The organism is Cytobacillus oceanisediminis, from assembly GCF_007830235.1.
In the GTDB taxonomy this organism is placed as follows: domain Bacteria; phylum Bacillota; class Bacilli; order Bacillales; family Cytobacillaceae; genus Cytobacillus; species Cytobacillus oceanisediminis.
This window is the reverse complement of sequence record NZ_VLKI01000008.1, coordinates 194959-221396: the sequence shown is the minus strand read 5'-3', so window position 1 is coordinate 221396 and position 26438 is coordinate 194959. Positions and strand designations below refer to the sequence as shown.

22 protein-coding genes and 2 pseudogenes are annotated in these 26438 nt (G+C 42.3%); 22 read left to right on the top strand and 2 right to left on the bottom strand.

The window, feature by feature from the left end; all coding sequences use genetic code 11:
* Nucleotides 1–78: 78 nt before the first annotated feature.
* The 4 genes from IQ19_RS15290 to IQ19_RS15275 all read left to right on the top strand — a co-directional run bounded on the left by IQ19_RS15290 (nt 79) and on the right by IQ19_RS15275 (nt 3061).
* Nucleotides 79–600 (top strand): hypothetical protein, encoded by a 522-nt coding sequence (locus IQ19_RS15290; protein WP_144543241.1) that lies wholly within the window; start codon nt 79–81, stop codon nt 598–600.
* A 139-nt stretch (nt 601–739) separates the two neighbouring features.
* Nucleotides 740–1285, top strand: a complete 546-nt coding sequence (locus IQ19_RS15285) for a hypothetical protein (protein ID WP_144543240.1) — start codon at nt 740–742, stop codon at nt 1283–1285.
* 8 nt (nt 1286–1293) lie between these two features.
* Nucleotides 1294–2007, top strand: coding sequence for a hypothetical protein (locus IQ19_RS15280; RefSeq protein ID WP_144543239.1), 714 nt, complete (start codon nt 1294–1296; stop codon nt 2005–2007).
* A 19-nt stretch (nt 2008–2026) separates the two neighbouring features.
* Entirely contained in the window at nt 2027–3061 is a 1035-nt protein-coding gene (locus tag IQ19_RS15275) for a hypothetical protein (protein ID WP_144543238.1), read from the top strand.
* Nucleotides 3062–3929: 868 nt separating this feature from the next.
* Here the strand turns inward: IQ19_RS15275 and IQ19_RS15270 are convergent.
* Complete coding sequence (locus tag IQ19_RS15270; RefSeq protein ID WP_242021016.1) at nt 3930–5060, bottom strand: tyrosine-type recombinase/integrase; 1131 nt, start codon at nt 5058–5060, stop codon at nt 3930–3932.
* Between the two features lie 387 nt (nt 5061–5447).
* On the opposite strand from IQ19_RS15270, the gene IQ19_RS15265 reads away from it, so the two are divergent.
* The 17 genes and pseudogenes from IQ19_RS15265 to IQ19_RS28560 form a co-directional block, all read left to right on the top strand.
* Nucleotides 5448–6488: a LacI family DNA-binding transcriptional regulator gene (locus IQ19_RS15265; protein WP_144543236.1), complete on the top strand. Its 1041-nt coding sequence runs from the start codon at nt 5448–5450 to the stop codon at nt 6486–6488.
* A 51-nt stretch (nt 6489–6539) separates the two neighbouring features.
* On the top strand, nt 6540–7832 hold the full coding sequence (gene hisD / locus IQ19_RS15260; RefSeq protein ID WP_144543235.1) for a histidinol dehydrogenase: 1293 nt from the start codon (nt 6540–6542) through the stop codon (nt 7830–7832).
* A 16-nt stretch (nt 7833–7848) separates the two neighbouring features.
* Nucleotides 7849–8244 carry an acyl-CoA thioesterase gene (locus tag IQ19_RS15255; protein ID WP_144543234.1) on the top strand — a complete coding sequence of 132 codons (396 nt, stop codon included), beginning with the start codon at nt 7849–7851 and terminating at the stop codon, nt 8242–8244.
* A 2-nt stretch (nt 8245–8246) separates the two neighbouring features.
* Entirely contained in the window at nt 8247–10388 is a 2142-nt protein-coding gene (locus tag IQ19_RS15250; RefSeq protein WP_144543233.1) for an acetate--CoA ligase family protein, read from the top strand.
* Between the two features lie 12 nt (nt 10389–10400).
* The gene (locus IQ19_RS27785; protein WP_158638824.1) at nt 10401–10823 is read left to right on the top strand and encodes a hypothetical protein; all 423 of its coding nucleotides are present in this window, start codon (nt 10401–10403) and stop codon (nt 10821–10823) included.
* Entirely contained in the window at nt 10813–11178 is a 366-nt protein-coding gene (locus IQ19_RS15245) for a MaoC family dehydratase (protein WP_158638822.1), read from the top strand. The genes IQ19_RS27785 and IQ19_RS15245 overlap by 11 nt, the downstream gene beginning before the upstream one ends.
* A 21-nt stretch (nt 11179–11199) precedes the next feature.
* Nucleotides 11200–11658: a MaoC/PaaZ C-terminal domain-containing protein gene (locus IQ19_RS15240; RefSeq protein WP_144543231.1), complete on the top strand. Its 459-nt coding sequence runs from the start codon at nt 11200–11202 to the stop codon at nt 11656–11658.
* A 116-nt stretch (nt 11659–11774) separates the two neighbouring features.
* The gene (locus tag IQ19_RS15235; RefSeq protein WP_158638820.1) at nt 11775–13388 is read left to right on the top strand and encodes a response regulator transcription factor; all 1614 of its coding nucleotides are present in this window, start codon (nt 11775–11777) and stop codon (nt 13386–13388) included.
* A gap of 38 nt (nt 13389–13426) precedes the next feature.
* A complete protein-coding gene (locus IQ19_RS15230; protein WP_144543229.1) occupies nt 13427–15184 on the top strand; it encodes a cache domain-containing sensor histidine kinase in 1758 nt (585 codons plus the stop codon).
* Nucleotides 15185–15194: 10 nt separating this feature from the next.
* Nucleotides 15195–16166: a substrate-binding domain-containing protein gene (locus IQ19_RS15225; protein WP_144543228.1), complete on the top strand. Its 972-nt coding sequence runs from the start codon at nt 15195–15197 to the stop codon at nt 16164–16166.
* Between the two features lie 192 nt (nt 16167–16358).
* Nucleotides 16359–17408, top strand: coding sequence for an ureidoglycolate dehydrogenase (gene allD / locus IQ19_RS15220; protein ID WP_144543227.1), 1050 nt, complete (start codon nt 16359–16361; stop codon nt 17406–17408).
* Between the two features lie 49 nt (nt 17409–17457).
* Complete coding sequence (locus IQ19_RS15215) at nt 17458–18876, top strand: aldehyde dehydrogenase family protein (protein WP_144543226.1); 1419 nt, start codon at nt 17458–17460, stop codon at nt 18874–18876.
* A gap of 18 nt (nt 18877–18894) precedes the next feature.
* Nucleotides 18895–20094, top strand: coding sequence for a hydroxyacid-oxoacid transhydrogenase (locus tag IQ19_RS15210; protein ID WP_144543225.1), 1200 nt, complete (start codon nt 18895–18897; stop codon nt 20092–20094).
* 21 nt (nt 20095–20115) lie between these two features.
* Nucleotides 20116–21258 carry a mandelate racemase/muconate lactonizing enzyme family protein gene (locus IQ19_RS15205; protein ID WP_144543224.1) on the top strand — a complete coding sequence of 381 codons (1143 nt, stop codon included), beginning with the start codon at nt 20116–20118 and terminating at the stop codon, nt 21256–21258.
* Between the two features lie 186 nt (nt 21259–21444).
* Nucleotides 21445–22461 (top strand): TAXI family TRAP transporter solute-binding subunit, encoded by a 1017-nt coding sequence (locus tag IQ19_RS15200; protein ID WP_158638818.1) that lies wholly within the window; start codon nt 21445–21447, stop codon nt 22459–22461.
* Nucleotides 22462–22552: 91 nt separating this feature from the next.
* Nucleotides 22553–24493, top strand: a complete 1941-nt coding sequence (locus tag IQ19_RS15195) for a TRAP transporter permease (RefSeq protein WP_158638817.1) — start codon at nt 22553–22555, stop codon at nt 24491–24493.
* A gap of 165 nt (nt 24494–24658) precedes the next feature.
* Nucleotides 24659–24836 (top strand): annotated as a pseudogene (locus tag IQ19_RS28560) (NAD-dependent malic enzyme); the annotation flags it as partial.
* 102 nt (nt 24837–24938) lie between these two features.
* Here IQ19_RS28560 and IQ19_RS28555 read toward each other — a convergent pair.
* Entirely contained in the window at nt 24939–25328 is a 390-nt protein-coding gene (locus IQ19_RS28555; protein WP_415802133.1) for a Mu transposase domain-containing protein, read from the bottom strand.
* A gap of 772 nt (nt 25329–26100) precedes the next feature.
* Here IQ19_RS28555 and IQ19_RS15185 point away from each other — a divergent pair.
* Nucleotides 26101–26391, top strand: a pseudogene (locus IQ19_RS15185) (YnfA family protein).
* Nucleotides 26392–26438: the final 47 nt, after the last annotated feature.

Sequence of the window (26438 nt, the reverse complement as noted above, 5' to 3'; positions counted from 1 at the left end):
ATGTTAGCTAGGGTTTTGACACTTTAAAACTAGAATCGTTAATTTGAGAAGTTCTATAGGTTTAAAGAGGAGAATAAAATGAAGAGTATTGATTATATATACGAATGTTTTGACCCCAAGGACTTAAAGGTGCAAAGTACTTTTGAAAGAAGAAGTGGGGTAACTTCTAAAGATAAATTTAAGAGAGCAAATTACTTTCACTTAGCTCATTTTACATCATCAATATTATTAAAAAGTATATTAGAAAAAGGCTTACTTCCTAATTCTATAAGTGGAAGGAAAATTGAAGACAATTTAAGCACAGATCCAAATTCTGTTTATTTATCAGCCATATATGATAGTAGCTACTTAAAGCGGACAATTAAAGAATTTGGTGGAGAAGGTATAATAATCATGGTAGAAGTTGAAAAACATCTATTAGAGGCTGATGAGAATTTAATTTCCTTTAATAGTAATTCAAACAGTCCTCTTAAAGATGAAGAATTGTTATATAATTCAATGAGCTTTATGGGAGCATGTAAATATAAGGGTATTATAGATCCAAATAAAATTTTAGGTGTATACTCCCGAGAGGGAAAACAGCTAAATGTAAATAAATGAGGATTAAGAAGTATATAAATTTGATGTTTAGAAATAATTCTTAATAAAATGCTTAAATAGATATATTTTATTGTATTTATTGCTTTAACATACATTTCCAATGTAGAATGAGATTATAATTATGATTAGGAGGGGTGCTATGTTACAGTTTAAATTGTTCAAAGTGTATAATGGAGAGTCAACACTAGACAAGTTAGACGGAAAGTTTTCCAATATGATTCGTTTTAGTAATAATGTAATTGGCATCCCTTATGATTATGGAATAAATGGGTATAGAAAAGTTCTTGAATCTGTAAAAGATCTCCCAATTAAACAATATATTATGACACCAGAAAAATTTTTCAAGGTACTTAACTATAGTATTGAATTAGGATATCATGTTAACTCTCTAAATTTTTTAGAATCTGTTCCCCCAGAACATCAAGAAATAATTTCCCATTATAAACAGCAAATTAATGCTGAGACAGATATAAGCAAGAAGCAGTTGATAGCAAATAAGTTTTTCAATGAATTAGATTGGATAATTACCGATGAAAGTATTGATATCAAAGATTTAAGTCTTAGAATTAAATCAGATACAACACCTGTTCATGTAGAAGTTGACATTTATAACAATGGAGTACTTCTATTCGATAATGAAAGCATAAAAAGTCAAGTAATAAATTTGATTAAAAGTATCGAGTAGGTGCACTAGTGATTAATATATTCAATTTAAGGAAGAAGTTAATAAAGTTTTTAACGATAGGTAGCCCTATAATAGCTATAGGGCTTGTTTATTTATTTCAGGTAGAACCTCTGAATCTACTAAAATCCTTGCTCAATGATAAATTCTTTGATGCTATCACCAAGGACTTAACAGCTTTTATAATTAATCAAGCAATTATAGTTTTTTTAATTAACTTAATATTGGAAATGTATCGGCACTTTGGCATTTTCTCAATAAGTGTAAAAAACAAAGATAGGAAGGACACAACATATTTACCATTGGGACAAGATCAGCGCCGAAAGAAGATTGATATTGATTTGAAGGTGGATTTTAGAAGTTTAATAATAAAGCATATTTTCAAGTCATTAGGGGGATTAAATTTATTTATTTACATCCCGCATTGGGTATCGCTAGAAGTAAGAAACAAAGAAAACTTTCATCCAGATTCTTTTGATTTTTCTAATTTTGAATTTATTTCATTTTCCTTGGACAAAGGAACTCAAACAAGATCTACTAGTTCAAATATTTATATAAGTGCTGAAATGTTTTCGAATGCAACATCCTTTGTAGAAGGAGATTTAATATCAGAAATTAAACCTGCTTCTGATAAATGGTATTTGAGGCTAATTACATATATTTTAATCCTTCTGTTATTTGAAATAGGAGAAAATCGACACAATATTATTTCTACAAGATCATAAATAGGGAGTGAATTAATAAATGAAAAGCTTTTCAATGTGGGAGTTTCCAGGTATCGAAGATCTAAATCAAGCAATTAACCTAATTAGAGACTATCAACCACTTGCTACTGAAGAAAATTGGGATGACCAGCCCTTAATTGCAAGTATTCAACAAGTTGACGGCTTTGATATCAATACCCCTGAAAATCTCGAAATAGAGGATAACCAGATCAACTATGTAATTTTTGAGTGTTTTACCGAACGCTCAAGGAATTCTGAATTTTGGTATAATGCGCAAGGTCAACTTAAACCTCGAGAAGATAGAATAAATGTCTATCAAACAAAATTTTTGCTTTTTGAATATAACAATGAGGTTCGAGGTATAGTCTTTACGGGAACAAGCCGAGCGAGAACCATTATTAGGGACTGTCTTCCAGAAGCAGCGTGGGGAAATGTTGATCCAGTAGATATGGGAATAACAGAAGATTTACTGTACTGGTTATTTAGGAAATTTATAGATTTAAGAGAATCACCACTATCTCCAGTTCACAATTTGTTTGTTACAGCACTTAGAAGCTATACTGGTAAAACTAGAGATAATATTAATGCTATGAGAGGCAATGGCAAAAGGATTTCTACAATCTTAGGAACGCTTGCATTTTTATTTAATAATGAAAATTTAAAAGCTGTCCGTCCGCAACTTCAATATAATGGAGAAGTATTCTTGGTAGAGGTTAGTCTTACTGGTACATGTAGAATTTGGGAAGAGGAATACCAAGGTATTTGGTTGAATCTTGATTCAGAAAGATTAACGAATAATATTGCTATATATACTTATGTTAAGCTCTTACCAACTTTAATCGACTGTTACAGGGATAATGTCACTCGGAGAAGCTGGTCTCCTCAATTAAAAGTCGAATTTTTACAAAGGCTAGGAAATGAAATAAAAGATCAGGTAGAGGCCGAATTAACTCGTTTACAAGATGAGGCTGAAATAGATGAGAATAATGGTGAAGACGATGGAGTAGAGCCTCTAGATTTATTTGATATACCAGAAGAAGATGATGAAGAATAATAAGTAAAGAAGATCAGGAAAATGCTAAAGATTTTAGCTTGATCCTGATCTTTTATATACTTATTTTACCCTATCCAACGTTACAGTGAACCGTAATTAAATGTCAAATCGGATAAATTACATTCTAGCTCAATAGGTCTTGAGACGATATATTTCTCCTGCTATTTCTATTTTCCTTTTATAGTAATAAAGAAAGAAGGTTAGTCATGCCATTCTCATAAAAGTTGATATTATGAGGGGGATAAAACTGGTTAAGCAAATAATAAAAGATTTCAAAAAATTGGTGTAACATATGTTTGGGAAAAGGCACTATCAGAGAATACAAAAATGAAGATGCTTATGATCGAGAAGATGATAAGTTACCATCTGGATACCTGGCAAGTTAAAGGTCATATAACAAGAGATTTGTGAGATACTTTAATTGTAACAAATGTGAGGGATATCTGTTAGATCGAATTTATAAATAAGAACTGGTCACACAATTGGTCACACATTTTAAATAACCACAAATAATTATTGGACACTGTGATAAAATGAAAAGCCCGCATTCATTGATATGAGTAAGGTTTCGGACATTATAGAGAATGAAAGGAAACTCGTCCGAGAGTCTTGACAGGGTAGAGGTCGCTGGTTCGAACCCAGTCGGAATCATTAATACAGAAAGAGCGCAAACCTTATTTACTAAGGATTGCGCTCTTTTTTTGAATATAACAGTTTAGTTAGGTTTTTATTATAACAGATTCTCTGGGGACAATTTGGGGACAAACTTTTTTTAGAGTTTTAAAATCGATTTCATATATTATCATTTCCTGACGAAAAAATGGTCTTTTAAGAAAGATATTTTTAGAAGATACCAATTTTTTTACGTTTAGACTTTTCTCTCTTTTTCTTCCTTATTTGTAAAAAAAGAGATAAAATGATCGGCTGCCAATTCATCTGCTTTTCTTAAGGTATGACTGTATATATTCAGAGTTGTTAGAACGTTAGCGTGACCAAGTCGACTTGAAATTACCTTTACATTTTCACCTTTATTTAAAAGAAATGTTGCTGAAGTATGTCGCAAATCGTGAAAGCGAATATAACGAAGGCCATGACGCTTAATAAAGCGAGACCACCAATTTTTTATGCTGTGTTGATGTAGGGGCTTTCCATGATAAGCGGAGAAAACAAAGTTATGTTCGCCACCTTCCCATTGTTCGGCCATTAGCAAACGGTTTTTGTTCCATTCCTTCTTAAAGGCCTTTAATTCGGGGAGTATCTCTGGTGGAAGGGATATTAACCGCTGGGAATGCTTTGTTTTTGTTTCCTTTACTATTTGCTTCCCATTAGCATATACTAAATTTTGTTTTACATTGATTGTACCAGAATCCAGATTTACTGCATCCCATTCCAATCCTAGAAGTTCTCCTTTTCTCATTCCTGTTAAAACAGCCAAGGTAATTAATACCCTCCACCGTTGTTCCTCTGCTTTTAAAGCTGTCAATAATTGAAAAACCTCCTCTTCATCATAAACATCCGTATCTTTTTGAGTTATTTTTGGTTTTTTTACTTTAGCTACTGGATTTTGCTTGATAACTTCCCATTCAACAGCACGGCTGAAAACATTATTTAAAACCCGTTGTATATAATGGATTGTTGCTGAGGATAAATATCCATTTTTGTAGCTTCCTTTTAATGGCTCTTTCTTTAGAGATTCCATAAAGTCCATAATGTGCAATGTTTTTATTTCATCAATGCGCATGTTGCCGAAAGTGGTAAGAATTCGGGTTCTTAAATGGCCATTATAAGTATCTAACGTAGTTGGAGATAAATGCTCTTTTGCATATTTTTCTCTCCATTCTTCTACAAAATCCCCAAACTTCATTTTAGAGGGATCAATGTATTCTCCTGCTTCTATTTCTGTAATAAAGGCTGCTAACAATTTATTTGCTTCTGTTTTGTTTTTTGCTTTTACTGTCTTTTGCTTTTTTACCCGCTTTCCGTTTTGGTCAAATCCCATGCTTACCGTTATTCGATAAGAATCTTTTCCGCGTTTTTCAATGCTCCCTCTTCCTGCCATGTTATTTATCTCCTTTTTGTGCTAGCTTTTTTTCCTTTTTCAAACGATTATTATAGGCCATTTCACAACTGTCTTAAGATCTCTATGGCTTCCTTCACTTGGACAGTATGTTCGCAAAAGCGGGTTATTCGTTTCAACCTGATCACCTCAAGGCGTTTTTTGATGAGGTTATCATCAAACTCTATCCATGTCTAGGCCGTTTTTGGAAGAATAAAATCTTATAACTTCTGTGTAAGATTTTAAATTCAAAATAGTTAGACAAGTATTTATATTCTGATTATAGGGGATGAAATCTGATTGGAAAGGAGTTTTAGATGTTTACCTGAGATGAATAAGTATACAGAGGTTAAGAAAAAAGGGTTTTCATCCCGGGATGTGGCCAGCATGGCGGGGGTTTCCCAGGCGACCGTTTCAAGGGTCATGAACAGGCCGGATTGCGTCAAGGAAGAGACGCGCATAAGGGTTATGCAGGCGATGGAAAGGCTGCACTATCAGCCGAATCTAATCGCACGCAGTTTGGTGATGAACAGTACCCGTACGATTGGCTTGATTTCCGGCAACTTGACGAATGTGTTTTTCGTGGAAACAACGGATTCGATTGAGAACTACGTCAAGGGTCAGGGGTATAAAACGATCATTTATTTCGAAAAGGAAGAAGTGAAACTCAAAGATATTGTGGATTCTCTCATTAGTCAAAAAGTGGATGGAATTCTGCTTTCCTCGATTAAGCTAAATGATCCGATCTTTGAGGGGATTAAGCGATGCGGGATTCCTTATGTCTTTTTTAACCGCCGTCCTGGGGAAGAAGGCAATTATGTCGTCCTCGATAACGAATTGGCCGGCCAAATGGCCACATCGCATTTGCTGAATTTAGGTCACGAAAGAATTGCTTATATTTCCGGAAAGCTGGACATTTCGACTTTTCATGAACGCAAAATCGGATTTGAAAAAGCGATGAGAATGGCCGGAAAAAGGATCTTGGACGGCTTGGTGCATTTTGTTAACCCGGATGAGGGAGTCATTGGCGAAATCACCGGAAGACTCATGAGTCTTCAAGCCCCACCCACAGCGATCTTATGCGCAACCGACGCGCTGGCGCTCTCGTGCATGGATACCTTGATGTCACACGGGTTGGATGTGCCGGGGGATGTGAGTTTAGTGGGGATTGATGATACGAAGCTTTCCTCCCATCAAGCAATTCAGCTTACAAGCGTAGGTCACCATGGGTTCAGGATGGGGCAGCTCGCCGCTGGAATTCTGATTGATCTGATTGAATCAGGGTGTAGGCCTCACCAAGACAGACAGATTATTCTGCCGCCGAAGCTTGTGATTAGGAAAACCAGTGGTCAAATAAGATTGAAAAAATGATGTATACGTATTCAGCTGAAAGAATGACAACATTTCAAGGAGGAGCAGATTATGGCGAGATTTTTGAAAGCAGGAAAAAGTGTAGAGGAGATGGCCCAGGCGGAGACCCAAGTAAGAGAGACGGTGCAAAATATTCTTCAGGATGTACAAACAAGAGGGGATGCCGCGGTACGCGATTTGTCCGCTAAATTGGATAAATGGTCTCCGGAGAGCTTTCGATTAACTAAAGAGCAAATCGAAGAAATCATCCAAAGCATGCCGGAGCAAGTCATTGAAGACATTACCTTTGCCCAAGCGAATGTCAGAAGATTTGCTGAAGCGCAGAAAGCCTCCCTTCAGGACCTTGAAGTGGAAACTCTGCCAGGGGTTGTTTTGGGACATAAAAATATTGCGGTAAACAGCGTCGGCTGCTATATCCCCGGCGGTCGATATCCCATGGTGGCATCGGCTCATATGAGTGTTCTTACCGCCAAGGTGGCAGGCGTAAAACGGGTCATTGCCTGCACGCCTCCGATCAATGGGCAAATTCCAGCGGCCACAGTTACGGCTATGGTCATGGCGGGAGCGGATGAAATCTATATTATGGGCGGCGTCCAAGCTATGGCTGCCATGGCTTTGGGTACGGAAACGATCTCTTCTGTCGATATGATTGTCGGTCCTGGCAACGCGTATGTAGCGGAAGCCAAGCGGCAATTATTCGGGAAGGTAGGCATTGATTTGTTGGCGGGTCCAACGGAAACCCTAGTCATCGCCGATGAGACATCAGATGCAGAGATCATCGCAACCGATTTGCTGGGACAAGCTGAGCACGGCCCCACTTCTCCAAGTGCGCTCATTACGACCTCTGAACAATTGGCGAAAGACACGCTAGCAGAAATCAAACGTCAATTGAAGGTTCTACCGACAGGTGATGTTGCACGCGTAGCATGGGAAGACAATGGTATTATCATCCTAGTTGACAGCTTGGAAGAGGCTGTAGCTGAAGCCGATAAATTAGCTTATGAGCATGTAGAAATCCTGACCGAAGATCCACAGTATTTCTTGGACAACATGACCAACTTCGGTGCGCTGTTCCTGGGCCCGGAAACGAACGTCGCTTATGGGGACAAGGTGATTGGAACGAACCATACGCTTCCGACAAAAGGGGCTGCCCGCTATACCGGAGGACTTTGGGTTGGGAAATTCATCAAAACCTGTTCGTATCAGAAAGTGAAGCCAGAAGCAACAGTCTTGATTGGTGAGTACTGCGCGCGGTTATGCGAATTGGAGAACTTTGCAGGTCACGCGGAACAAGCAAAGCTGCGAGTCAGAAGATATGGAAAGAGCGCGGTTGCGACTTCGTAAGGAGAGGGAACAGAAAATGTTTGTTACTAAAATTAGACCGCGTGTTTCAGAAACTGATGGTGTCGGCCACATCAACAATACATTTGTTCCTGTCTGGTTTGAAGCCGGAAGGGAAGAAATCTTTCGGATTCTCACTCCGGACTTATCCTTTAAAAATTGGCATTTAGCCGTTGTGAATATGAATGTCGATTTCACGAATCAAATTCATTTTGGAACGGAAGTAGAGGTCCGCACCTGGGTCCACCGGTTTGGAAACAAAAGCTTCATGTTATATGAGGAGATGTTTCAGGGAGAAATCTTATGTGCAAAAGGGACGGTTACCTATGTCTACATGGACTATCAGGCTCAGAAATCAGCGGCGATTCCGGAGCCTATTCGGAATGAGCTGCAAAAACATTTGAAGGAGACGTAAATATGCAAAATCCTGGTTTAGATGCCTTGTTAAATCCCAACAGCATTGCCATCATTGGGGCCTCCACGGATCCGAACAAAATCAGCGGTAGGTCCATCCATTACCTCAATACGTATGGTTATTCCGGAAAGGTTTACCCGATCAACCCTAAGTATGAAGAGGTACAGGGGCATCGCAGCTATAGCTCCCTTTTTGATATTCCAGGTGAAGTGGATCTCGTATTAATTGCCATTTCTGCCAAGCATGTGATCAAAACATTGAATGAGTGCGTGCAAAAGAAAGTGAAGGCTTGCATTATTTTTAGTTCAGGTTTTGCCGAACTTGGAGAAGAAGGAAGGAAGATTCAGGAACAGATCAGCGAGATAGCAAAGACTTCAACCATGCGAATCGTCGGACCGAACTGCCAGGGGATTTCTAACTTGAAGACAAGAAGCACGACTTCTTTTTCTACTTCTTTTGCCGATGAAAAGCTGGCCTACGGATCCACGGCGACCATAAGCCAAAGCGGCGCTGTAGCTGCTATGGCTTACAATATCCAAAAGGATTACGGCAGGGGCGTGAAATACTGGATTGCCACAGGCAATGAATCTGATGTGAATGTGCAGGAGCTCGTTCACTATATTGTGGATGATCCCGATATAAAGGTAGTTCAAGCTTATTTTGAAGATGTAAAAGATGGCGAGCTCTTAATAGAAGCTGCCAAAAAAGCCCGTCAATTGAAAAAGCCGATCTTGGCCTTAAAGCCGGGGAAGTCAGATGAAGCCAAAAAAGCAGCAAGTTCCCATACCGGAGCGCTTGCTGGCGAAGATATCGTGTTTGATGCCATCTGTCAGCAGTATGGGATCGTTCGAGTGGATGACATAATGGAGTTGAGTACGTTTCCGCAAATTTTTGAACTGGATAAAAAAATCCAAGGGAAAAAAGTCGCCATTCTAACCAATTCGGGCGGATTAGGCGTCATGATGGTTGATAAATGCAAAGAACTGGGGTTGGAAATTGCCCAGTTTTCGGAAGAGACGCTATCTAAGCTGGATACGATCCTCCCTGAATTTGCCGCTACGGAAAATCCGATCGATTTAACGGCCCAGCTGTTGAACGACAAACAATTGCTTTCCAATGCTTTCCCGATCTTAATGGAAGACAGCCAGATCGATATCATCCTCGTCGCTTTTAGCGGGATCGGAAAAGGATATGATATTGCGGGAATGATTAACGATATCGCCAAAGCGAGTAAAGAAGGGGATAAAATGCTGGCGGTTTCCTGGGTGGCTTCAGAGAAAGGGGTCATTGAGGCCTTCGGAGAAAAAGGGATTCCGGCGTTTCCCGATCCAACCTTGATGATCAAAGGTGTTGCAAAATTTGCCGACTACCAACTCCGCAGCCGACGGGATATTGAAAATAGTACGGTTAATGAAACAGCGAAACCGATTTCCTTAGACTCATATGCCCGCGATTCGTCCAATGGCTTTTTGAGCGAGTATAACAGCAAGCGAATTCTAAAGAAGTGGTCGCTGCCCGTTACAAAAGAGGGGTTAGCCAACAGTGCGGACGAAGCAGCGGAGCTGGCCAACGCCTTCGGGTATCCTGTTGTGATGAAAGTATCATCCGAGTTTATCCAACATAAAACGGAAAGCGGGGGTGTCAGGCTAAACATTCAAAATGCTGATGAATTAAGAGAGGCTTACGAAAGCATTCTCCAGAACAGTCTGCAAGTGGTAGACAGAGACCAGATCGAAGGCATTCTCGTGCAGGAAATGGTGCAAGAGGGTTTTGAAATCTCGTTAGGTTTGAAGAAAGATCCGATTTTTGGACCGGTGATCATGGTGGCTTCTGGCGGGATTTATATAGAAGTGATAAAAGATTTCCGATTGCTCGTGCCTCCGGTTACTTATGATATGGCGAAGCAAGCGGTCGATTCCTTAGCGATGGCCCCGCTGCTAAATGGGGTAAGAGGTAAAGCCAAGCTGGATGTAGACGCCTTATGCCGGACGATTATCTCCTTCTCGCAAATGATTCAAGAGTCAGGGGATCAGCTGGAAGAAGTGGATATGAACCCGGTCATGGTTATGGAAGAAGGACAAGGAGTCCGTATCGTAGACGCTTTATTCAAATTAAAAGAGTTGAATCTTATTAAAATAGGTTAGGAGGTTGATGGCATGATGAAAGAGTTTAGCTATGATGCGCTATCCGTCGGTGATGTCTTTACTTCCAAATTTATTGTGACTGAAAATCTAGTAGAAAATTACTGCAAATCCCTAGGGCTTGGGGCTGGCCAAAGCCAACCTGTCCCATCATCTATCTTGGCGATTTACAAGCCTTGGTATGATGCCTTCGGCGGCAGGGTCGCTCAGGGCACCATACATCTGAAGCAAAAGATGCAATACTTTCATGAAGTGGCTGCCGGTGATGCTTTTGATGTAAAGGTAGTTGTCAAGGCAAAGTATGAGAAAAAGGGCAGAGACTATTTGGTCCATGAAACTTCTTTCTTTAAAGGATATCATTTATACTGCAGGCAAACAACAACGCAATTATGGGCGTTTGCTCAAAAAAAGGGAGTGGGTGAGAAAGGTGAAGGCTGACTGTTATGAAAGTGATGTGTATCAAATCAATCAAGAGCATTTAAATTTATTTGCAGAGGCCAGTTCCGGAACGGGGAAAATTCATACCGATCCCGAATATGCCAGTACCACTCCTTTCGAAAAGCCGTTAGTTCATGGGTTGTTTCTACAGGCATTCATCGAACAGGAATTGTCAAATCAATTTGAGCAATGGAACCAATCCGGAGATTTGGAGCTGACCTTCCTCAAGCCTGTCAAGGTTAACGAAACGTTTCAAATACGCTTGGAAAAAACGGTTTCCAAAGAAGAGGTAGAGGTTTCTATTCTTCGTGAGGAGGAAAGAGTCGTAGTGGGCAAGGCGAATGTGATGAGATAAACCCATAGGAGGGAAATACGGATGGCGATTCAAGTGGAGCAAAGGTATTTTGATGAAATTGAACTTGGAGAAATCACGGTTTCCGAGGGAAGAACGATAACTGAAGGAGATGTGGTCAATTTTGCCTGCTTGACGGGTGATTTCAATCAATTGCATATGGATGCCGAATTTATGAAAAATAGTGCATTTGGCCAAAGAATTGCGCATGGGCTGCTCATTATGTCCATCCAGCAAGGGTTAGGATTCTATCTTCCCCAACCGGATCTTGCGATTATGGCTTTCATGGGGGTTCAAGACTGGTCGTTCAAAAAGCCGGTATTTATAGGAGATACCGTCCATGTCAAAATGGAAATTATTGAAAAGAAAGAGACTAGCAAGCCGGACCGAGGGATCATTGTACGAAGCCACAAGGTGTATAATCAGCACGAAGAGATTGTGCAAGAAGGAAAAGAACTATTAATGATTCATAGAAAAAGCTAGGATAATGTGAGGGGGAATCCCCCCCCTCCTTTTGATTTTCTAATAATTAGCCCATGAAGGAAGCATTGCAGAGAGGTATGATAAGGAAATTTTCGATTGGTGAGGAGGTTGAAAAAGTGTATAAAGTGATCATTGTGGATGACGAAGATATTATCAGCGAAGGCATCAGCACCTTTATGCCATGGGATGAATTAGGGTTTGAATTAGTCGGAGTAGCTGGGAATGGCAAGGAAGCTTTGGAGCTTTTCAAAAGAGGCACGGTTGATGTCATGATTACGGATATATGCATGCCCATCATGGATGGGATTGAGTTGACCCAGGAGATCAAGAGAATTTCCTCCCCTACCAAGGTGATAATTTTGAGTGGCTATGATGAATTTGAATATGCGCAAAGTGCCCTGAAAATGGGCGTGCTTGATTATATATTGAAGCCGATTACCCCTAATGAACTGAAGTCTCTTCTTTCCAAAGTGAAAGAGAAACTCGATCAAGAAGAGAGGGAAACGAAGTATTTAGACAGCTTGAAAAAGCAAGTCCAAGAGAATCTGCCCATTTTAAGAGAACGGTTTTTGAATGAACTAATCTATTTTTCCATGCCCGAGGATCAGATCCGCAACAAGTGTGACAACTTTTCCCTGAGCTTGGCTGAACCGCCATATGCGGCTCTCCTGATTAAATTAAACCGAGAAGGGCTACATCCGGACGAGATTCAGTTGTATCAGTACGCGCTAACGGATGTCTGCTCCCGCCATTATAACGAAGACAAGGGGAAAATCGTTTTTGCCAATACGCATGGCGAAACCGTTATGATTATGGCGTGCAGGAGCAAAGAGAGCTTTCAAGAGGAAGTGTTCCGGGCGACGGAACCGCTTAAACAGATCATCAGCGAAAAATTAAAGGCTCCCGTTTCCATTGGAGCAGGCAATCCGGTTGCTCAATTGCAAGACTTGCCTGCTTCCTATGAAGAGGCCTTATCGGCCCTTGACTATCGCTTTTTGCTGGGAAACGGCCAAATCCTTTTTATCTCCGATTTGGAAAACAGGACAGATTCCTTTAACCAACCGGTTGAACTGGAAAAGAAGCTAATGACAAGCTTAAAAGTAGGAAAGATAGAGGAAACCCACCAATTAATAGAGAAAATATTTTTTGAATTGCAGCAAGCTGACATAGACCGCAGCAAGCTATACATTATGGAATTGATTGTGATATTGAATAAGACCCTCTATGAACTGGGAATGAAGCCAAAGCAAATCTGGGATGAATCTTTTTTGACCATTGATGAATTGCTCAACCACCGCACCCTGGCTCAGATAAAAGACTGGCTGAAGGAGATCAGTTGGAAGGTGAATGAGTGTATCTCCCAAAGAAGGGACCACACGAGCAAGCAGTATATGGAACAGACCAAAAATTATATACTCGAACACTTTTCGGACAAGAATTTGACCCTCACTTCCATTTGTAATTATCTGCATGTAAGCACCAGCTATTTCAGCATCCTATTCAAGAAGGAAATGAACATGACCTTCGGAGAGTATTTATCGAAGGTCCGGATGGAAGAAGCAAAGAAACTGCTGAAAATATCCGATTACAAAGCCTATGAAATTGCAGAGATGGTAGGGTATAATGACCAGTACTACTTCAGCACTGTATTCAAGAAGCAAATTGGCTTGTCTCCGACAGAATTTCGTTCGATTGTAACGGAATCTGTATCGAAGCCTGGAGGGGATTAAACATTTACAGGGTATGGAAGGTTCGTATAAGTTATTATTTGAATAGCATTCAGTTTCATATTGCTTTATCCTTTAGCTTGCTCATTCTGTGCATCATTCTGATCATAGGATTGGTTTCCTACCAGAAATATACAAACACTTTAAAAGAAAATGTGGAAGAATATAATTTTCAGCTGACCAAACAGGTCAAGGAGAATATCGATTATTATATTCGCCAGATGGATGATATTTCGTATGTCATCCAGTCCAACGGCAAGGTTCAATCCTATTTTTCTTCCGATGAACAACCTAAAAGGGGCATGGACGAAGAAGAAGGCATGAAGGAGCTTTTCCAATCCCTTGGCACCATAAGGAATGATATTGTTTCGATCTTCATTTTTGGATACGACGGAAAAATAGTCAGCAGCAATCCCGACCAAAAAATAAAATCGTACATCAAGCCTCAGGACTTCGAATGGTATAGGAAAGCGCAGCATGCCGATGGGAAAGTGGTTTTCACACCGTCCCATGTCAATACGATCGTGGAAAATCCTCGCTGGGTGGTATCCTTAAGCAGGGAACTGCAAAGCATGGACGGCCGGGAGAAAAAAGGCGTTTTGCTGATTGACCTGAATTATCAGATATTGGAGGAAATCTGCAGCCGGGTGAAATTAGGTGATAAAGGGTATGTATTTATTGTAGATCATAATGGAAAAATTGTGTTTCATCCGGAACAGCAAAGTATCTACAGTCAATTGAAAAAGGAAAAGATGAAGCAAATTCTGCAAATGCCGGGAAGAAGCTTCATAATCAAGGAAAAGGGAGAAAGAAAAATCTATACCGTTGCCAACTCGGAACTCACGGGATGGAAAATTGTAAGCGTTAACGATATGAAAGACATAATTATAGATGAAAGGGAAATCCAAGATTTCATTTTCACCATGATTTTAATCAGCATCTTCCTTGCAGGTCTGGTTGCGATTGCCCTTTCAACCTGGATCTCCAATCCGATCAAGCAGCTTGAAAAATCGATGAAGCAAGTGGAGAATGGCAACTTTGATATCAAGGTGGATACTCGGTCCAAAAATGAAGTCGGGCGACTTAGCCTATCTTTTAACTTAATGACGAGAAAAATAAAAGAATTAATGAACCAAATTTTGGATGAACAAAGAAGAATCAGAAAAAGTGAATTAAAAGCCCTGCAAGCACAAATCAATCCGCATTTTCTATATAATACGCTGGAGTCCATAATATGGATGGCTGAATTCAAGAAGAATGATGAAGTGGTCGAAATGACCTCTTCATTGGCAAAGCTGTTCCGAATCAGCTTGAATAAAGGAAAAGATGCGATTCCCATTCAAGATGAGATTGAACATGTGAGGAATTACCTCGTGATTCAAAAAATGAGATACAAAAGCAAGCTGGATTATATGATCGAGATTGACTCCGAAATGATTAATGTGAAGATTATCAAGCTTATTTTGCAGCCTCTCGTAGAGAATGCGATCTATCATGGCATCAAGAATAAAGATGGAAAAGGGTTTATACACATTGTCGGAAAACAGGATCAGGGCCAGGTGATCCTTCAGGTAATCGACAATGGAGTAGGAATGGATGAACAGCAGCTTAGGAATATTTTTTTGGAAAAAGAGGGTACATCCAAGCGTGGAAGCGGCGTAGGCGTCCGGAATGTCAAAGAGCGTCTGGACCTCTACTATGGAGATGATTATGACATTTCGTTTGACAGCACTCCAAATCAAGGAACGGTTGTCACCATTGCGATTCCAGTGACCAATTTTATGTCTGACCAAGGATAAGGATGAGGGTATGGGGAATTCCTACAAAAGATATATTTGGATGCTGCTGATTGCCCTGCTTTTAGGTGGATGCACATTTAATGAAAACGGATCCAGCGGAAGGGACCGGAATTTATCCTATAATGAGACGATTTCATTTATCGTTTGTTCCAATAACTATGATTTTGTCAAAATGCTTCAATTGGGTGCAGGCAAAGCAGCGGAGGAATTATGGTTGAATGTAGAGTTCATGACCCCGAGCGGGGAAAACGATATATCTGAGCAAATCGCCATGGTAGAAGAAGCCATCAATAAGAAGGTAGCGGCTATCATCTTGGCTCCAGTTAATCAAACCGCATTAACTGAGGTGGTCGAGAAAGCTGTCGATGCGGGAATCCCTGTCGTGACGATCAATTCTAGAGTCGATTCGGACAAACCCTACAGTCATATCGGAAGTGATAATGGGCGGGCTGGGGCTGCAGCAGCGAATTACATGGCGGACTGGATAGGAAAGAGCGGGAAGGTGGCGCTCTTCGACTTCGATACTGGGAAAACATATGAATCGAGCCGGGAAAAGGGATTTCGCGAGGAAATCGCAAAATACCCTGGTTTGGAAATAAGGAATCCGAGTGACCGAAATCGACTGGATGCCCTGCAAGGTCTCCTCTCGCCAAATAGGGAAATGAAAGGGATTTTAGCGATTAATGATATGTCGACCACATTAGCGGCGGTGGCCGTACATGAGAAAGGACTCCAGAATCAAGTTATGGTGGTTGGTTTTGGCAGTTCCAAAGAGCATATCACGTTCCTCGAACAAGGAATTATCAAGGGACTTGTCGTGCAGAATTATTTCAAAATGGGATACCTTGGCGTAAAGAAGGCCGTAGATGCGGTCAATGGTGAGGAATTAGAAAAATACATTTATACGGAATTCACCTTGGTTACCAAGGATAATATAAATACGGAAGAGAACCAAGTTCTTTTTTATCCTTTTGGAAAGTAATGCCACCACCTCCTATGACCATTCATAGGAGGTTTTTTTTTGACAGCTAAAGCGTGCAATCATTAAAATATTCTAAATTTTGTTTTTATTATGAAAAATCATAAGATTCATGGAAGAAATTCTATCAAAATTTTGATTTGAGTTTGGTAGAGTTGTGAACAAGAAGTGAAATTTGTTTAGAGGGGGATCCTTTTGAAGGTCACTAAAGAGAAATTAAAGCATTTAATCGAAAACAAACTGACCCAAGCCGGCCTTCCTTTCGATCAAGCGGGAATCGTAGCCGATGTGCTAGTGTTTGCCGATGCCAGAGGCGTCCATTCCCATGGGGCCATTCGGGTGGAATATTATTGCGAAAGGATTTGCCGCGGCGGTATCAATGCCCATCCCCAATATGCGATTGAAAAGATAGGGCCAAGCGCTGCCGTTTTTCATGGCGATAACGGTCCAGGTCAAGTCGCCGCCAAAAAAGCGATGGATGAAGCCATTCGGATAGCGAAAGAAACGGGAATTGCCGTGGTCGGAGTAAAAAAGATATCGCACAGCGGGGCGCTTTCCTACTTCGTCCAGCAAGCGGCGGAAGTGGAAATGATCGGCATCTCAGTTTGCCAAGCCGATCCTATGGCAGTTCCATACGGTGGTACGGAGCCTTATTATGGAACCAATCCGATCGCTTTTGCCGCACCTGGAAAAGACGGGAAAATGATCACGTTTGATATGGCGACGACGGTGAAGCCGTGGGGAAAAATCCTGGATGCACGCTCCAAGCTTGAGTCGATTCCAGAAACTTGGGCAGTGGATCAGCACGGCAATTCAACGGCCGATCCCTTTAAGGTCACTGGGCTAAATCCGATTGCAGGAGCCAAAGGATTCGGGTTGGCCATGATGGTGGACGTGTTATCCGGAGTTCTGTTGGGTCTGCCATTTGGCAGCCGGGTTACCCCTTTATATGGAGATCTCACTCAAGGGCGAGACCTGGGTCAGCTTCATATCGTGATCAATCCCGCTTTCTTTACGGATTTGGAAACGTTTGAGCAAAATATCTCGCAGACCATGGGAGATCTCAACAATATGAAGCCGGCTCCCGGATTTGATCAGGTTCTGTACCCGGGGCAGGGAAGTCAAGCCAGGGAGCTGGAAAGCGAGCAGCATGGGATTGAAATCGTAGATGAGATCTACAATTATCTGATTTCCGACATTATTCATCATGATAGGTATCATAACTATGATCCATTTGCCACATAGCAGCGGGGAGTGCAGCAATTCATAATCACCCTATTCAAGGAGGAACAAAATGGAAACATATGGACATTTTATCAATGGAGAATGGATCCAAAGTGAGGATGCGATTCCCGTATTCCACAAGTATACAGGTAAGCAGATAGCAAGCATTGGGAAAGCCTCCAAAGAAGTCGTTTCGCAGGCCGTAGCCAATTCCCAATCCACCTTTCAAACCAAAAAGCTGAGTGAGACTGAACGTTATGACATCTTAATGAAGGTAGCGGAAATCGTGAAGCAGCGGAAAGAAGAACTGGCTCATATTCTAGTCTGCGAAGCAGGCAAAGTGCTCAAGGACGCCCGTGCAGAAATCAATCGTGGAATTCAGACCTTCATCGCCTCCGCAGAGGAGGCCAAGCGGATTGCTGGTAGGGGCATCCCCTTAGGGCTTGGAGGCAAGGAAAATCGGATGGCCTTTACGCTTCGAGTTCCCGTAGGGGTGATTGGTGCCATCACTCCTTTCAACTTCCCTTTCAACCTAACGGCCCACAAAGTCGGACCGGCAATTGCTGCTGGAAATACGGTGGTACTGAAGCCGACTCAGGTTACGCCGATTATTGCCTGCAAAATGGTGGACATCTTTCAAGAAGCCGGTTTGCCTCCAGGTTTCCTTAACTTAGTCAATGGTTCGGGAAGAGAGACAGGCGAATACTTATTGGAAGATGAGCGGATTGCCATGTTCACCTTTACTGGAAGTCCGGGCATAGGCAGACATATCAAAAGCAAAACGGGCATTCGCAAAGTGGCATTGGAATTGGGGAACAATTCCCCTAACATCGTCCACAATGATGCCCCGGATTTCGATAAGGCAGCCGAGCTATGCGTCACGCGAGGTTTCTCCAATGCGGGTCAAGCGTGCATTTCCGTCCAGCGTGTTTATGTTCATCGTGAAGTCTATGATCGATTTATGGAGCAAGCGGTGAAGATTGCCCAATCCCTGAAGGTGGGAAATCCGGAAGAGCCAACGACGGATATTGGGCCGATGATCTCGGAGGAGGAAGCGAAAAGAGCAGAGGAATGGATTATGGAGGCGGTTGCACAAGGGGCTAAGGTCGTGTCTGGAGGCCAGCGGAACGGCTCCCTCCTTTATCCTACCATTCTGGCAAGTGTGACGGACGACATGAAGGTTGTTTGCCAGGAAGTCTTTGCTCCGGTCATTAGCATTTTTGCATTTGATGATATCGAAGAAGTATTCCGAAAGGCCAACGATTCCAATATGGGATTGCAAGCAGGATTATTCACTTCGAACCTTTCATTGGCCATGCGTGCTGCACAGGAATTACATTTCGGCGGGGTTATCATCAACGATGTGTCTACGTACCGTGCGGATGTTATGCCTTACGGAGGAGTAAAGGACAGCGGAATCGGGAAAGAAGGGCCTCACTTTACGGTTCAGGAAATGACTGATGAAAAATTGGTTGTCATCAATCTATAAGCATAGGAGCGGCTGAATATGAGGAAGGTATGGGAATTTTTTTCTACGCAGCAAATTGATTTTGGTAATGGAGCCATTGAGAAGCTGGATGGGATTCTGCAAAAATTCAATGCGAAGAATATCTTGCTAATCACCGATCCGGGAATCAAGAATGCAGGCATTTTGGATCGTGTACTTTCGATGCTGAAGGACTACAAAGTAGTTGTCTATGATCAAGTGGTGCCTGAGCCGCCTGTGGAATCAGCAATGGATTGCTGCGGATTTGCCAAATCGCAAATGGATACGGATATTGTCATTGGCCTGGGTGGGGGAAGCAGCATTGACATGGCGAAGATTGTCGCCTTATTGGTGGCGCATGGAGGGCACCCCTTAGACTATTACGGTGGAGAAAACCAGGTCCCTGGTCCAATCGCTCCATTGATAGCGATTCCAACGACAGCCGGAACTGGATCGGAAGTCACATCGGTAGCCGTATTGACTGATGTGAAAAACAACCTGAAGGTGGGCATTTCTGATAATTACTTGAGAGCGACCGTAGCGCTCCTTGATCCGGAACTAACCGTAGGCTTGCCCGCTTATGTTACCGCTTGTTCGGGCATTGATGCCTTATCCCATGCAATCGAGGCGTATACGGCCAAGCCATCCGCCTATATTCAAACGAAAGGAAAGCTTTTGTTTCAAGGCTCAATTCCGATCAGCGATACGCTCGCTCATGAAGCAATTAAGCTGATTGCTGAGAATCTGACCCTTGCAGTTCAGCAAGGAAGCAATGTAGAAGCACGATCCAAAATGCTATTGGGCAGTTTAATGGCGGGGATGGCCTTCTCCAATGCGGGTACCGCGACTGCGCATGCCTTAGCTTATCCGATAGGCGGGCTAGTCAAGTCACCCCATGGGGAAGTGACGGGGCTGCTATTGCCATACGTGATGGAGTTTAATGCCCAGGTAGAAAAGAAAAAAATGAAAAGAATTGCTCAAGCCTTTGGCGTTGATACAAATGGCCTGTCGGAGAGCGAAGCTGCAATGGCTGCTCGGGATGCCGTGTTTGGGCTGCTTGCGGCAATCGGATTGCCTACTAAACTGTCGCAGATTGGTATTAAAGAAGAGAATATCCCGGAAATCGTGGAGAAAACGCTGAAAATAGACCGCTTGATTCGCAATAACCCAAGGATTCCAACAGCAAAGAACCTGGAGGAATTGATTCGAAAAGCTATATAGTAAAGTGAAGGAGACGGACACATGAAAATTACCGATGTAAAAACGACCTTGCTGTACAGCCCTTTTAAAGAAAAAATTAATGACGCGGCGAGAAAAATTGCAGGCAGAGATGTCATTCTGATTGAAATTCAAACCGATGAAGGAATCACCGGCGTCGGATTCCTAACGGGTTTAGGCGTGGCTTCTGGCAGTGAAGCCGTCATCATTAAAGATATCATTGACAAAAGTTTAAAGCCGATCGTACTCCAACAGGATCCCTTGCGGATTGAACGACTTTGGGAAAAGATGTATAAAGGGACGACAAGGTTTGGGCGCAAAGGCGCGGCCATTAGAGCCATCAGCGGGATGGACATCGCCATGTGGGATCTATTGGGCAAAAAGGCCGACATTCCGTTATACAAGTTGCTTGGCGGATATTCCAATAAAGTCAAGGTCTATGCCAGCGGCGGCTTTTATACTGACGATAAAAATGATACCAACCGTCTGATCGATGAGATGATGAGTTATGTAGATCAAGGGTTTAAGGTTGTGAAGATGAAGGTAGGAAGAGATGTCTACAAGGATGCCAAAAGGGTGGAGTCCGTCCGAAAAGCGATCGGAAATGAGGTTTGCCTATTAGTGGATGCCAATGAGGCATGGGATTTCAGCTCAGCCTTGAATTTTGCCAATAGAGTGCAAGATTATGATATTTACTGGTTGGAAGAGCCTGTGGCTCCAGATGATATCGATGGCTTCATCCAGCTGACCCAACGCAGCCCGATTCCGATTGCTGCGGGTGAAAATGAATATACCAAATTTGGATTTAAGGATCTGATCACCCATAAGGCAGTTCATGTGGTCCAGCCGGATGTGACTCGGGTCGGCGGTATCTCGGAGTGGATGAAAGTCGCTTCCATGGCCCGAGCGTGGAATATGCCTTGTGTGAATCACGCCGTACAGGAGATTCATGTTTCGCTGATAGCTGCCGTTTCCAATGCACCGTTTATGGAGTACTTCTCCAGAGATCATTATCTGCAGACGTTTTTATCCGAGCTGTTTGTGGGTCCGCATTGCGTTCACCAAGTGGTCGATGGATATGTAGAAGTCCCTGAAGCTCCGGGCTTAGGCTTGGAGATTGATTGGGACGTGGTAAAGAAACATACTATTTCAAAAAATTGGAATTAATTATTTATAATAAAAAATCACAACACTTGTAGAAGATATTCTATCAAATCTTCGGTTTAGTTTTGTTAAAGTTAAGACACAAAGAAGTTAGATCTTAACTGTAAGCGCATTCAAAGCGGGAAGAGGTAGTGAAGAATCGTTTCCTTTGCCGAAAAATTATCAAATAAAAAACAGGAGGTCAATAGGGTGCTAAAAAAAGGTATATCTTTGTTATTAACTTTTTCTTTAGTTACAGGAATACTTAGTGCATGCGCAAGCAACGAAACCAATCAGAATGGAGTGGCGCAAGGCGACAGCAAGCCTGAGGCATTCATCAAAATAGCGACAGGAAATACTGGAGGGACATACTATCCTGTTGGCGTGGCGATGGGACAACTGCTTAGTGATAAGCTGGATTATGTGACTTCTTCGGCAATGTCTACCGGGGGATCTGTCGATAATATCGGACTTTTAAGGTCAAATGAAGCGCAGGTGGGAATCCTGACTGCGGCGGTAACGAATGATGCTTTCTTTGGCGAAGGGGAGTTTAAGGAGAATAAGTACGAAAATGTTCGTGCTATTACGAGCATGTGGCCAAGCTTGCAGCACATCGTCGTGCAAAAAGACATCAAAAGCTTTGAAGATTTAAAAGGCAAAAAGTTTGTCGTGGGTGCGGCTCGGAGCGGAACGGAACTGGATGCGCATGCGATTTTGGCTTCCATGGGATTATTCTACCGAGATGAATACGGAACAAAGAAGAACATGGAACCGGTATATGTCAATTATGAAGAGGCTGCAGAAGCAATGAAAAACAAGCAAGTGGCCGGCGGCTTGTTTAACTCCGCACCTCCTGGATCCGCGATCGCCGACTTAATGGCGACAGGCGATTTCCATATTCTATCCTTTACGGAAGAAGAAATGGTCAAGCTTTCGAAGGAATACCCCCTGTTTACGGCTTATACGATCGAGCCAGGAATTTATCCTAACCTGAATGAAGAAGTTGTCGCTCCTGGTTATCCGGCTGTCTTGGTTACTTCTAGCGATATGGATAAAGAAGTAATCTATGATTTGACTAAAACAATCTTTGAAAATGTTGCAACTCTAGAAAATGCCCACAAAGCAGCGCAACATATTCGAGCGGAAACGGCAACAAAAGGGATCCAGATTGAATTCCACGAAGGAACGAAACAGTATCTGGAAGAAAAGGGACTCTGGAAGAAGTAATCAGTTTAGTACCCAGGCACAATCGAACCTGCATCTTCCTGATTGTGTCTGATTACTTAGTATAAGCATAGAAGAAATGGTGGTGGACAATATGAAAAAAATCATGAAAGACATCTATGACAATATGGATCGAATTGAAGTCCCAGGCTCCATCATCAAGGGTCGATGGGCCGCAGCGGTCACTTTGATTTGCGTATTTATGGGCCTTTTCCATATTTATTACAACAGCTACGGAACGATGTTATCGATACAGCTGAGAGCAGCCCACTTAGCCTTTGTGTTTTTATTGATTTTTATCTTATTCCCTTATCAAAAAGGGACCAACAAAGAGAGGCCAAGTATACTGGACGTTATACTTGCCTTATTAGGCAGCTTTGTGGCCATGTATATGTTTGTCTCTTACAACGATTTCGCGACAACCGGGAGAACAGCAACAGCAGTCGACCTATCCATCGCTGGACTCGGCATCCTCTTATTATTCGAAGCTTGCCGGCGAACGGTAGGCATTCCTCTCGTCATTTTATCGATCATTTTCTTGGTTTATGCCAAGTTCGGCAATTTGTTTCCAGGCGGATTTAAGATTGTTCCTTTTTCAACGGAAAGAATTATCTATCAAATGTACTTTACAGAAACCGGAATCTTTGGTATTGTACTGGGCGTTTCCGCCACGTTCATCTTTGTCTTCATCCTATTCGGCGCTTTTTTGGGAGAAAATAAATCTTCCGAATTCTTTAATGACCTATCGCTAGCAGCTGCCGGCCACCGAGTAGGAGGACCAGGTAAAGTGGCGGTACTGGGAAGCGCCTTGATGGGCTCCATCAGTGGAAGCGCAGTCGCCAATGTGGCTACTACGGGTACGATCACGATTCCCTTAATGAAGCGAATAGGCTATAAGCCTCGTTTTGCAGGTGCTGTAGAAGCCGTAGCCTCCAGCGGCGGTTCGATTATGCCGCCGATTATGGCTTCTTCAGCCTTCATTATGTCGGAAATTTTGGGAATTCCTTATTTAAAGATTATTACAGCAGCCTTAATACCTGCTCTTTTATATTATCTTGCCCTCTGGGTGATGCTGGATTTGGAAGCAAGGAAAACGGGTCTGAAGGGACTTCCGAAGGAAGAGCTCCCCAAATTTAAAACCATTATCAAAGAGAAAGGGCATCTCATCTTTCCGATCGTCTTTGTCATCTATTTATTGGTGACCGGACGCACGCCTTTGTTTGCCGGATTCTGGGGAATCGTGGCCACTATCGTCGTCAGTTCTCTCCGAAAAGAAACACGACTGTCCATCGCCAAAATAATTGTCGCTCTCCGAAATGGTGCCATCATGTCGCTTTCCTCTGCGATTGCTTGCGCCATTGTAGGGATTATCGTAGGAGTCTCTTCCATGACGGGAGTAGGGACAATGCTCGCTTCCAACATCGTTAAAATCGCTGGCGGAAACCTATTCTTTACCCTGCTGTTGGGTATGATCGCCTGCATCATTTTAGGAATGGGATTGCCTACCGCCGCTTGTTATATTACCGCGGCCACGGTAGTTGCTCCGGCCTTAACCGAATTGGGAGTTCTCCCGATTGCCGCCCATATGTTCGTTCTTTACTATGCTGTCCTATCGAATTTGACTCCGCCGGTAGCCTTGGCCTCGTTCACGGCGGCTGGGATTGCCGATGCCTCGCCGAATGAAGTATCAATGACAGGATTAAAATTAGGGGCAGCGGGATATCTGGTACCGATGATGTTTGCGTTCTCTCCGATTTTACTTCTTTCCGGTGATTCCTTGCAATTTGGAAATGTCATCTTAGCCGTGTTGACGGCTACAATCGGGATTATCGCGTTAGGTGTAGCGCTGCAGAAGTATTTCTTAACCCATTTAAATTGGTTTGAACAGGGGATTGCACTCGTTGTTGCCTTGCTCTTGATTAAGCCGGGTACGCTGACGGATATAATTGGTGTGATCGGTGCCGTCATCGTGATTGCGAGCCAATTCATCAGAAAGCGGAAGGTGAAGCAGGAAAAGCAAATGATAGCTAGCTAGGTTGACTTTTCAAGGGGTTAAGTTGCCTTAATCCCTTAAAAGTCGTTGTTTCATCCGACTAATCGATTAAAATCGACGAATGTCCTGGCCAAAGATGAACAGTAAGACCATCATTCAAAAGGAGATGCCATGAACAAGATTAGCCTAAGAGAAGAATCCTAAGCCCTGCCTAAATATTTCAAAGGGAAACTGGAGATTAATTCGAAGGTATTAATCGAAAATGAAAGAGATTGAGTTTGGCTTATTCTCCTGGTGTATCTGAGCATTGCCTGGAAATCTTACATGATAAAACGAAAGTCTATATTATACTATTAAAAAGAATGAGGTTGCGGTGGTTTCCAATGTGTATTGCTTTAGTTCCTGTTCTGCATCTTTTTTCGTGTTGTTTTTCAGTATCGTCTGAATGCCCTTGACCGTAGGTCTTTTTGTCATGGAGAGCACTGTTTTACATGCCAATTCTATTTCGTGTTTGGTATAACGATGTTCCATCTTCTTCAGGGAAAAAGATAGATTGCAATGCCTGTTTTTCAGATTGGTAGGAATCTAATAGGTATTGCACAACCTTTAATGTTGAAGATCCAATGCTCTCTGCCCATCCAACCGCCACTTCGGGCGTTTGATCCAAAAACTGCTTATGATTGTCAGGCATGTGTTCACGGACTGGTTCACGGACTGTTGATATATTGAAGTATACAGCTACCATATCATCGGAAAGCTTCACATCCATTTGCCGATTGATGTACTCGTATGGAACTGAATAAAACATGCTTTCCACAGATATGTGGTAATCAGGGCGAACTTTTGCCGTGTTCCACTCTGATATCTTATATAGCATGGCCGGAAGAGGGGAAAGCGCAAATTTCTCCTCTTATTAGAATTCAGAATATCGCAATCCTTCATTTCGGGTAAAAGGTCGATGATTGAATTCCTCTAATTTTTTCCTCAATTCCTCAATACTAAAACAGTGAGTATTCCTTAATGCGGCTATATTCCAACCTCAACAGAGCCTTCGACACTGTCTTTATCTTTAGGACTCGTACGCGTGCTGGCATGACTATCGTATTGTAGTGGCTGGCCATTTCTCTGTAGGTGGGATTCAATTCCCGTTCCTTTGAAGTATGTTTTGTCACGCCTGTCTTGAGATTATCTGAAACAACGATCTGAGGGGCGCGCCAAAGTATTCATACGCTTGAATATGAGCCTCAATCCAAGGGTGTAAGTCCATTGACAGGGGCGCTTCCGCATAGGAAAGTTGCCTGCACGGCAAGGTTGCCACGAAAACATAGGCTTTCACTTATCCCAGTCGATGATGAATAGTGTGGATCCTGCCCTATCCACTTCCATTATTTAGCCTGGTTTCCTGCGAATACGTATAGTAGCTTTGTGTTTCTGGGCGTAATCGCTGTAATGGCGAACGAAACTCGGATAGGAGTATGGGATTGTGTTATTCACCCGACTTTGTGATTCGTATTCATGATGTAAAAGAGAAAGAGTAACGTTAGGTTTAGCCAATTCTTTGTGGATGTACTCAAAATCAAGAGGCTGCCTTCCCGAACCTTCCAATGACTTCTCGGGAAACAGAAAATCTTTAATCCACCTTTGCAGGAATTAATGAAGTTGGGGGAGGTTATCTTATTTGGCTTTGGCTCAGAGATGATAAACCTTTTTATTGAGGTGTTATTGGAGGACTAGCCTTGGCATTATAGGGGGTTATTGGTACATTTCAAACATTCCCTTCATTCGGTAGAGTATAGGCTTCATATGGAGGCGTATTTATTGTTCTTTCCGTATTATGGGGATGGGGAATCGATAAAAAAACACCTGATTTATACGATTGGTTAGGTGCAGGTATATGTTTAATTGGTGTTTTAATTTTGTTATTTGCACCTCGCCAATAAATATCTTCTTGAACGATCGGGTGCTTTACTTTGGTATCAAGCTAGCA

Bases quoted from the DNA above. Each gene is read 5' to 3' on its own strand.
- IQ19_RS15290 (WP_144543241.1), top strand. From the start codon at position 79: ATGAAGAGTATTGATTATATATACGAATGTTTTGACCCCAAGGACTTA.
- IQ19_RS15285 (WP_144543240.1), top strand. From the start codon at position 740: ATGTTACAGTTTAAATTGTTCAAAGTGTATAATGGAGAGTCAACACTA.
- IQ19_RS15275 (WP_144543238.1), top strand. From the start codon at position 2,027: ATGAAAAGCTTTTCAATGTGGGAGTTTCCAGGTATCGAAGATCTAAAT.
- IQ19_RS15270 (WP_242021016.1), bottom strand. From the start codon at position 5,060: ATGGGATTTGACCAAAACGGAAAGCGGGTAAAAAAGCAAAAGACAGTA.
- IQ19_RS15265 (WP_144543236.1), top strand. From the start codon at position 5,448: ATGAATAAGTATACAGAGGTTAAGAAAAAAGGGTTTTCATCCCGGGAT.
- hisD (WP_144543235.1), top strand. From the start codon at position 6,540: ATGGCGAGATTTTTGAAAGCAGGAAAAAGTGTAGAGGAGATGGCCCAG.
- IQ19_RS15255 (WP_144543234.1), top strand. From the start codon at position 7,849: ATGTTTGTTACTAAAATTAGACCGCGTGTTTCAGAAACTGATGGTGTC.
- IQ19_RS15250 (WP_144543233.1), top strand. From the start codon at position 8,247: ATGCAAAATCCTGGTTTAGATGCCTTGTTAAATCCCAACAGCATTGCC.
- IQ19_RS27785 (WP_158638824.1), top strand. From the start codon at position 10,401: ATGATGAAAGAGTTTAGCTATGATGCGCTATCCGTCGGTGATGTCTTT.
- IQ19_RS15240 (WP_144543231.1), top strand. From the start codon at position 11,200: ATGGCGATTCAAGTGGAGCAAAGGTATTTTGATGAAATTGAACTTGGA.
- IQ19_RS15225 (WP_144543228.1), top strand. From the start codon at position 15,195: ATGGGGAATTCCTACAAAAGATATATTTGGATGCTGCTGATTGCCCTG.
- IQ19_RS15215 (WP_144543226.1), top strand. From the start codon at position 17,458: ATGGAAACATATGGACATTTTATCAATGGAGAATGGATCCAAAGTGAG.
- IQ19_RS15210 (WP_144543225.1), top strand. From the start codon at position 18,895: ATGAGGAAGGTATGGGAATTTTTTTCTACGCAGCAAATTGATTTTGGT.
- IQ19_RS15205 (WP_144543224.1), top strand. From the start codon at position 20,116: ATGAAAATTACCGATGTAAAAACGACCTTGCTGTACAGCCCTTTTAAA.
- IQ19_RS15195 (WP_158638817.1), top strand. From the start codon at position 22,553: ATGAAAAAAATCATGAAAGACATCTATGACAATATGGATCGAATTGAA.
- IQ19_RS28555 (WP_415802133.1), bottom strand. From the start codon at position 25,328: ATGCTATATAAGATATCAGAGTGGAACACGGCAAAAGTTCGCCCTGAT.